The 7,673-nt window shown below is 45.5% G+C and carries 6 protein-coding genes; 5 read left to right on the top strand and 1 reads right to left on the bottom strand.

Annotated elements, in window-relative coordinates:
- Positions 1 to 129: 129 nt before the first annotated feature.
- The 4 genes from QMA35_RS08545 to QMA35_RS08530 all read left to right on the top strand — a co-directional run bounded on the left by QMA35_RS08545 (position 130) and on the right by QMA35_RS08530 (position 4,088).
- Positions 130 to 378 (top strand): hypothetical protein, encoded by a 249-nt coding sequence (locus QMA35_RS08545; protein WP_281646726.1) that lies wholly within the window; start codon positions 130 to 132, stop codon positions 376 to 378.
- Between the two features lie 43 nt (positions 379 to 421).
- Complete coding sequence (locus tag QMA35_RS08540; RefSeq protein WP_281646725.1) at positions 422 to 547, top strand: hypothetical protein; 126 nt, start codon at positions 422 to 424, stop codon at positions 545 to 547.
- Between the two features lie 213 nt (positions 548 to 760).
- Positions 761 to 2,155 carry a PP2C family protein-serine/threonine phosphatase gene (locus QMA35_RS08535; protein ID WP_281646724.1) on the top strand — a complete coding sequence of 465 codons (1,395 nt, stop codon included), beginning with the start codon at positions 761 to 763 and terminating at the stop codon, positions 2,153 to 2,155.
- 472 nt (positions 2,156 to 2,627) lie between these two features.
- On the top strand, positions 2,628 to 4,088 hold the full coding sequence (locus tag QMA35_RS08530) for a hypothetical protein (protein WP_281646723.1): 1,461 nt from the start codon (positions 2,628 to 2,630) through the stop codon (positions 4,086 to 4,088).
- A gap of 336 nt (positions 4,089 to 4,424) precedes the next feature.
- On the opposite strand, the gene QMA35_RS08525 is transcribed toward QMA35_RS08530, so the two are convergent.
- Complete coding sequence (locus QMA35_RS08525; RefSeq protein ID WP_281646722.1) at positions 4,425 to 5,144, bottom strand: DNA-3-methyladenine glycosylase I; 720 nt, start codon at positions 5,142 to 5,144, stop codon at positions 4,425 to 4,427.
- A 215-nt stretch (positions 5,145 to 5,359) separates the two neighbouring features.
- On the opposite strand from QMA35_RS08525, the gene QMA35_RS08520 reads away from it, so the two are divergent.
- Entirely contained in the window at positions 5,360 to 7,597 is a 2,238-nt protein-coding gene (locus QMA35_RS08520) for a protein kinase (protein ID WP_281646721.1), read from the top strand.
- Positions 7,598 to 7,673: the final 76 nt, after the last annotated feature.

Raw genomic sequence — 7,673 nt, 5'->3', positions numbered from 1 at the left:
CAAACGTTGGATTAATGGTTTTTTCAAAGGCGTAGCAACGAAATATTTATCGCGCTATCTGGGCTGGAAACGATTTTTAAAGACACATATCTTCTCGGAAGAGAGTTTGTTAGATCAGGAAGCATCCCATTGGCTCAACCCACATTTATTGTGAACAGAGCCCAAATTGGCAGTGTGACAACATTTTGCGGTGGGCTGATTGGTTTTATGGTGTTCCAGGAGCCATACACACTGCAGACTCTGCTGGCCTCTCTCCTGATTCTGGCTGGAGTTATGGTTTACAGCCGCATGAAGATGCACGCAGCACATTCTCATCACAACCAAACAAAAGCCGCGGTACAACCTGTATCACTGGCGGCTATCTCACCCACGAAATAACGTTGTTCCATAACCGCTGGTATCAACCAGAAAGGAAATCATCATGGATATCTTTACAGCCCTTGAATCACGGCGTGCAGTAAAGCACTTCGATACCAGTACAAAGCTGACTGATACCGAGTTTGAGAAAGCATCGAAAAGAAAATTAACTTTAATTTCTGAGGGTTGAATTCCCCGTAGCTTGCGGTGGGGCAGTTCATTGACTCCGAGCAGGTCTGCCTGGCATCCAAAATCAAATCATTAAGAATATGATCTGGAAGAAACACCTTATAGCAACTTTGGTCTAATAGATGAATTTTGAAACATTTTTTAATCTATATAACATCAACAAGCAAATAAATAAGGTGAAGGTTTAAATAACCATCTTCAGGGAAGGAATACGATGAGAAACTTATTATGTTGTGTTCGTCCCCGAACGCAAGAAGCCACGCGCCAATCAACTTCAGCCAGTCTTGCCAGTGCAGGTCTGGAATCAAATTTTTCTGGTTACACCGTAACAACTCGCGCCGTTTCGAAAGAATTTACCGTTAATTGTGATACGTCAGGATGCTCTGCACTCTTGCCAGGAAAGGCGCTCAGTGTTGTCAAGCGCGAAGATACTCTTGTGAGCCCTGATCGCACTGTTTCGAAAACCAAAGTGAGACACTTTTTGGCCAACGACAAACTCATCTGGAATAACTCTGAATGTCGGTGTACGGCAGATTACAGGCTTGAGCTGGACATGGGTACCATTAATACCTCACTCGAGAAGGAAAAGAAACGCGCCAAAGAGCAGCAAAAAGTTCACTTTGAAGCAATCAACCAAGGGGGTACGGCGCCTTCTTATATGGATTTAGGCGAGTACAAACATGTGAATAATATCATTAAAGAAGTAGATTTAGCTGGCTTACAATGGAATCAACAAGACGATAAATATCATTCTTACACACAAAATTCTTACCCAACAGATTCAACCCAAACAGGAGTGGTTACTGTCAAAATGAATGGAAAGGGGCATGATACCTCTTCATTCACTTCTGTGAAGATTGATGGCAAGGATAATCAAATCATTGGCGTATACGATGGGCATGGGCAGAATTATGGACTTGAGTATTCCGAAAAAATTGCCGAAAAGCTACCTCTGGAGCTTGAAAAAAGGCTTCAAGAGTTTTCCAAGACTATGAATCCCGTTGCAGCTAAGGTCAATGCTTTAAAAACAGGTTGTACCGCAGTGGACCAGGAAGCCGGTTATATGCTGGGGACCGGTACAACCGCATGCGTAGCCGTTGTTGAAGGCCAATCAGTTACACTTCTCAATGTGGGTGATTCACGCGCCGTTGCTATTCGTTGCAAGGGTTCAGGGTTCGAAGCTGAGCAGCTGACAACCGATCAAAAAATACTCGATAATCAGTTTTCAAAATCTACGGACAAACGCAGAGGCAAAGAAGTTATCAGTCAAGCGTATCGTACAAACAAAAGCGGCCTTGCTCGTAAATTTGGTGACCCTTGGACACCGGGCCTCTCTGCACGGCCCAAAGTGACGCAAACAGCCATGGGTACGGATGATTACCTGGTGATAGCCTGTGATGGAATATACGATTACTTACTGCCTGAACAAATGGCGGAACTCATTGCCCGTCTGAATGAAAGAGGTTGTACAGACCCCAATGATATTGCTGCGAAGATAGTGGCCTTTGTTCGCCAAGCACAAGACTCGTGTAAAAAAGCAGAGGTTCAGTATGGTCGTGATGATTTGACGGTGTCTGTTACTCAGATTAAGCCTCAAGAAGGTCGTTAAGAATCTTGAAATATAACCCAAAGTGAGATTTTTAGAGGAATGGCAGGCAAATTGAAAACAGGCAGCCACATCGGACGTAACCGCATGATTTTAAACGGTCATTATTCGATCATTTGAAGCAAGGAAGTAAAATAGCCATCACTGCTTTCTCTTCAGGCGTAAGTTCACCAATTCACGGCAGGTTAGATTTAGTCATTCATGGGTGAGGCTTTGTTCAGCTTCAAAGTTGAACAGAGCCTTACCAAGCGGGGGGATATAACTTCTTTATACATAATTATTGGGTCGCTTACTCCAGCCAGACCCATGGCTGTCTTTTGAGTTTTCGTGCTTAACTGAAAGGGATCTGTCTGCTCTCGTCAAGGAGGACGTGACCATGCACCCCCTCATGAAATTGCATAACCTTCTCTTTCTATTGTGTTTTTCTTTACTGTCTTTATCGAGTCAAGCCGCTCATTATCACGGTGAAGTGTCAATGTATCCACCCTGGCAGGGAGGAAAAAACCTTGGGCATCTCACATTTGATGTCACAACGAAAAACGCCAAAGCCCGTGAACACTTTATCACCGGCATGAAGCTTGTTCATACGTATGAATTCCCTGAGGCCACCTGGAGTTTTCGTGAGGCCCAAAAACTGGACCCCACATTCGCAATGGCGTATTGGGGAGAAATTATGGCCAGCCATATGTTTGTCTGGTATGCCAAAGAGCCAGAACAGGCCCGCGATGCTTACAACAGGATGATGAACAATATCAACCTGAGTAGTTTGAGCGGTATAGAACAAGGCCTGATCGCCGCTGCACGGATTCTGGTGGAAGGGAATGGGGTAGGGCTTATGCCCTATGAGAAAGGCTCCCGACTACAACAATTTCGTGATGTTCTTGGAGTCCTTCAGGGACAGTATCCAGACAGTCTTGAGCTTAAAGTCCTTTACGGTTATGCCATTTTGGGCTCTCGACGGGGTGTCAGGGATTTTGAAACCAACAGCCGAGCCAGAAGATATTTCAACATGGTGTTGAAAGAAAACCCCCAACATCCCGGAGCATTACATTATCTTATTCATGCTTCAGAGAATACTGTACAGGGAGATTGGGCACGTAAAGCGGCCGACTCCTTTGGAGATATAGCCTCAGCATCCATACATGCTCTCCATATGCCTTCCCATTACTATTACACCAAAGGGAACTGGCCGAAGGTTATCGAGATCAACCAAAATGCATGGGAAGCATCTAAACAAAGAGTCAAAGATACAGGTCTTAGCCAAGACAACCTGGAGTTCCACGGTTTCGGCTGGATTACTTATGGCATGCTGCAGCAAGGTCGTCACGGGGATGCTTATAAAGTCCTGAAAAGTTTGCAGCGGCTTTATACAGAAAGACCCACAGGAACCAAACTGAAATATCTGCAGTTTGCTCGAGCCGGCTTTCTTGTGGACTGCCCGGTTAATACAGCCGAGTTTCTGAAAGTCAGGGCAAATGACTTTCCTGGCACTGATGGAGATATGGGTGCACGGGCGGCCAATATCTTTGCCAACGTTTACAGCTCCTGGCGCAGTGGGGAGTATCAGGATATGGCAGGGCCGGCTGAGGAGTACCGTAATCTATTAACAGAAGATCCAAGCAGTATGGGGCCACCCTCCCGGGATGCAGTTAAAATCATGGGCCGACTGGTCGATGCTTTAATGGCTCTGGCGGATAAAGATCAAAACGCTGCAGAAGAACATCTGGTTGCTGCCAGCCAAATGGAAGACAGCATGGTCCATGAACACGGCATCCCATTAGTCGTTAAACCTGCCAATGAGATGTACGGTGACTTTTTACTCATGCAGGGCAGAGCTGATGATGCTGTTATTTATTACCGGCGATCATTGGAGTATCAGCCTGGCCGCCTGACATCTATGGAAGGGTTGAAAGAAGCAGGAGATACTGACTTGTAAGAGCGTTCATCTTCTACAGTTCATCTGAGAGAGGCAGGCCAGTTAAATCCCACCTCTCTCAGCTTTCCATTTCTTCTGCAGTCTGACGATAGAAACCTGGAGAGTGATCTGTCTATTTCCGAGAGTCTATGGTTCCGAGAGTCTCTATGGTTGCATTGCAGAATTTTGAAAGGCAACAAGTATTCCGGCAATGCTGCGTTCGATACCTCATTGAGAACGCCCCCTAATCTCTCACCATGTTTATCCGTTCTTTTGATGAGGCTCTGATGTAGAGCTAAGCGAGCTTCTGAAGGTCAGGACTTCTATTCAAGCCTGACCTGTAATAATCAATATTAACTATGCAGGTTCTGCTGATACGGTATTTTCCCCGGCGCTAAAAGCAATTAAACGACTTAACTCGCTCAGACTACGACCACTTTCCTGTTGAAGGTCATTAAAGAAGTTTTGAATGGCTTTCAGGCTGCGCTGGCTGGTCAGCCCGCCTTCAATAATTTCCCGTTCACGCAGGAACGCCTCAACATCACGACTGAGCAGGAAGGTATCTTTACCAAGAAAACGCAGAGCGTACGGTCCCACATTGCCGCCTAACCGTGAGCCATGCTTTTTCAGGAACTGCCACAGGCCAATAATATTTTCTTCCGGCCAATCTGCAATGAATTGTGGGAAACTGCCTTCACTATTTCTCACGTCCTGAATCATCATGGCATTCTCGCGAATGCTCCACACCTTTTTCAGGTTGCGGATAATAGCCGGATCGGTGGCTTTTCGTTCCAGCATTTCATCGGGCATCATCAGCAGCTTGTCGACATCAAATCCCCAGAATAGTTCTTCAAAGGCGGGCCACTTATTGTCCACAACCCGCCAGACAAAACCAGACTGAAAAACCTTGCGGGTGAACTCGGCAAGAAAGCGATCTTCTGGTACATCGGCAAGATTTGGATTGGGCCGGTGTGAGGCAATTAATGCTTCCAGATTGTCATCTCCTCCCTTACGGGTAGAAGCAAGCTGGAAAATATTGCGGTAGCTGACAGATGGGCTGGTGCTGACAGTTGGCATATTGTGCGTCTGAATTGCGGGGGACTTGAAGATAACTATATCTGAATCGGCAGTCGTGACCTATAGCTCGCGGTATTCTGCTGAGCCGGTTAACTCTGGTTCGAAGTAGCAGTTAAAGGCTCCTTCAGGTGGAAAAAGGCACGATAGCAGGAACTTTTCCCCTCATTCTCCCTCTAAATAGTTGCTCATTGATAAGGATTGTCAGGAGAAACGAGATGAGTTATTGGGGATTTTACTCAAGTGTAAGCTGGGCATACGACGAATTTTCTTCGAAAATTCAAGGGTTCGGCCGAACTTTGATGAAGCTACCTCTTTCTGCTTTTGGGCGAAAAGTCACTTCTTATATTCTACCTGATCAAAAAGTCGTATCGCGGCCTTCTCAACCTGCCCGTATGGGGAAAAGCTTGCCTGCTAAGTCCGTTGTTCGTGAGCAGCTTACCAGGCCAGCCCTCAGAAGATATGCTGTTGAACTCAAAACTGTGCCCTGGAAGACAAATGAGCCTTCGCCTGTCCGAACGGCCCCTAAGAGTCAGGGGTCTGTGTATTCCGGATCAGAACGCCCTTGTTTCCCAAAATCTGAAAGAAAGCGGAAAACTGATCTTCACGGGAAAGTGCGGGAGAACCTCCGGAAGGAGTCCGTGCTGGCTGGGCGCCCGCATTCGGCAAAAGATGCAAAAACGTTTATTGAAGTGAGGCGCAATTCTAAAGACTGCTCAGCCATATCCAAACCACGGGAAGAGTCTGTACTTTCCCGCCGAGTTCCAAATCACAAATTGACTGACTCAGTGGATAAAGAATCTGGGGAACATCAGCCTGAAGTCAGTTTATCTGCAGATTCGAAGCTGTTGGAAAATCCTAATCGTGCTTGCTTTTTGATGAGGCGAAAAGAAAAGAAGGGAATGTCTCTGTATGAAAAGACACACAACAATCTAAAAACAGATCTGGCGGCCGGGAGTTCTCAGCACCTGTCCCGAAGTGTGACCGATATTTATGCAGAAAGATGTACCAGAGTTCGAAGTGGAAAATACTCACGTGAAGGGATAAAACCGAGGCATGGGATTGTAGTGACTTTACCAGTTTGTACTACGCCAGCAGTCGATGAGGCGAAGAATAATAAGACTGTTGATTGTGTCGAGCCTCTGGAAATCGATAGAAGGGAACAATACATAAAACAGCGACGGGCTAAATCTCAATCACGCTCTGGTGAAAATAAACAGAGAGAGTCTAAAAAACCGTTTCTTTCATGCTCTGGCTCACGCATTCAAGCACGGAATGTAGAAGACATCATTGCTGAAAGAAAAAAAGAAGGTGGATTACGCCCTGCATTACCAATAAATTCCAGTATTTCCGCTGGAAGGGTTGGAACAATAGTTCCTGAAATAAATAAAGCGGTAAATCATTCGTGTGTTTCCCCCCCGTTAGAGAATTGCCCTTCAAATGTATTTACCCTTGAAAAAGGATTAGCACGTTCGGCCATCGGGAAAGTAGTGAAACACCCACGTCATTCGCGGGGTTCAGGTAAAAGCAAAGGGCAACCCTATTCTCTTTCTCATCGTCCAAAGCATTGTCTGATCAAACAAGCCTCAGACATCCCTGAAGATCTGGTACCAACCTCTTCAGAAAACGAGGTGTTTCCTAAGTCTGTTACAGCAGATAAGGAATTATTTTTTGAAGAGAAAGATGAACTTGGGTCTGGTGTTTTTGGTGCGGTCTATAAGGCTACACGAAGTGGAAAGAATTGCGCATTAAAGGTGTGTATAAGCAGCAAGGGCAAAAAAGTAGGCCGTACGAGTCAAAGAGGGAGACAGAAATGCTTGCAGAGGGAAGCCGATATTTATACCCGGCTGAAGCACAAGAGTATTATCGCCTGCCACAAGGTATATCATGACCCTGAAACAAAGCAATGCGATGGATTGCTTCTGGATCTGGCAGCCGGTGACCTGCAGAATAAACTAAACAGTCCATGTAATGTTGGAAGGAAGCAAGCTCTTAAGGGTGTTCTTGATCTTTTAACCGCTCTCTCGTACATGCATTCTCAGGGTGTTGTCCATTTTGACCTGCGCCCCGACAATATTCTTAGTATGCGAAATGGTGACTTAAAAGTATCTGATTTTGGTGCTGCTCAGGACTTGCCAGCGGAGAAAATGCGGCCTGTTCCAAATCTGATTGGAATGCATAAGTATACTGCTCCAGAGTTAAAAACACCGAAAGATTACGCATTGGAAGGCAAGGGTGGCGTACGAGGATATTATGATAATCGGGTTGATGTTTTTTCCTTTGGTATGATCGTTAAAAAAATGGCATTTTTCTTTTTCAATCTCACGAAAGAAGATAAAGAGCTGCTGAAAAAATTGATTCAAGATGCAACTGAAAACGATGCTAATAAACGCCCATATGCTGCTAATTTGTTAGAGCAGTATGGTCCAAAGTTAAGAGCTCGCCTGAGAGCTTAACAAGGCACGGGTAAGTGACTCTGCGATGTATTCAAACACCAACGATGCATCTGTTTTCAATTTGAGAAAATGCTGA

Origin of the sequence: Parendozoicomonas sp. Alg238-R29 (genome assembly GCF_947331445.1) — a bacterium.
GTDB lineage: Bacteria > Pseudomonadota > Gammaproteobacteria > Pseudomonadales > Endozoicomonadaceae > Sansalvadorimonas.
The sequence above is the reverse complement of the archived record's forward strand: the minus strand, read 5'-3'. Positions and strand labels throughout refer to the sequence as shown.

What these genes read in the sequence shown, in the direction of transcription:
- QMA35_RS08540 (WP_281646725.1), top strand. Translation starts at nt 422, where the DNA reads ATGGATATCTTTACAGCCCTTGAATCACGGCGTGCAGTAAAGCACTTC.
- QMA35_RS08535 (WP_281646724.1), top strand. Translation starts at nt 761, where the DNA reads ATGAGAAACTTATTATGTTGTGTTCGTCCCCGAACGCAAGAAGCCACG.
- QMA35_RS08530 (WP_281646723.1), top strand. Translation starts at nt 2,628, where the DNA reads ATGTATCCACCCTGGCAGGGAGGAAAAAACCTTGGGCATCTCACATTT.
- QMA35_RS08525 (WP_281646722.1), bottom strand. Translation starts at nt 5,144, where the DNA reads ATGCCAACTGTCAGCACCAGCCCATCTGTCAGCTACCGCAATATTTTC.
- QMA35_RS08520 (WP_281646721.1), top strand. Translation starts at nt 5,360, where the DNA reads ATGAGTTATTGGGGATTTTACTCAAGTGTAAGCTGGGCATACGACGAA.